Here is an 865-nt window from a genome sequence, read left to right on the forward strand (position 1 = left end):
TGCACGATATCCGTTTTTTTGCCCCTTTTCTGGACACAATGGAGGTGATGAAACCCCTGCTGGACAAGAAGTTTTATATAGATACCCGTATTGCCGGCCGAGTTGATGACCTGCATATTCCGACTATTGATTTCCGGACGCTTTCCAATACCCGGCTCATCGCCAGCCTAAATCTTAAAGGACTGCCGGATATGAATAAACTGTCGGTAGACCTCAACCTTAAAAAGCTGACCACAGGCCGTTCAGATATCGAAAAACTGGTTTCCAAGTCGATGCTGCCAGCCGGGATCGAATTACCCAATACAATCGGCCTCAACGGTACTTTTAAAGGCGGAATGGCTGCCTTCGCGACCAAGCTGGCTTTAGTCACCGAAAAAGGTACAGCCAGATTAGATGGCCGGGTTGCTATGGGCAAGCGCGATACCAGTTACGATGCAGCGGTCAGTGTCCGTGACTTCAACATTGGTCAAATTATGAAGATGGACAGTACTTTGGGCATCCTTTCTTTTGAAGGCAAAATCAAAGGCAGAGGCACAGATCCTAAAAAACTAATCGCCAATTTTGACGGCAAAGTGAACCGGATGGATGCCATGGGTTACCGCTACCATAATATCGATATGAATCTCTCGGCAGACAAAGGCGCCATGAAAGCATCACTCCTCAGTCCCGACCCGAATATCAAGCTGAAATTGGATGCCACTGCACAGCTAGATGCAACCTATCCCAAAATTGCCTTTGAACTGATGGCCGACAGCATCAACCTCCAAAAGTTAAACCTGGTACAAGATGCCATCAGCTACCGCGGTAAGCTCAGTGGCAATTTCAGCACTGCTGATCCAAACTTCCTCAACGGTGAAGCGCAAAT

Annotated in this window: 1 pseudogene; it reads left to right on the forward strand. The window is 47.7% G+C overall.

What is annotated here, in order from left to right:
* Positions 1 to 865 (forward strand): annotated as a pseudogene (locus B3C94_RS20780) (translocation/assembly module TamB); the annotation flags it as partial.

Origin of the sequence: Sphingobacterium sp. UBA5670 (assembly GCF_002420705.1) — a bacterium.
In the GTDB taxonomy this organism is placed as follows: Bacteria; Bacteroidota; Bacteroidia; order Sphingobacteriales; family Sphingobacteriaceae; genus Sphingobacterium.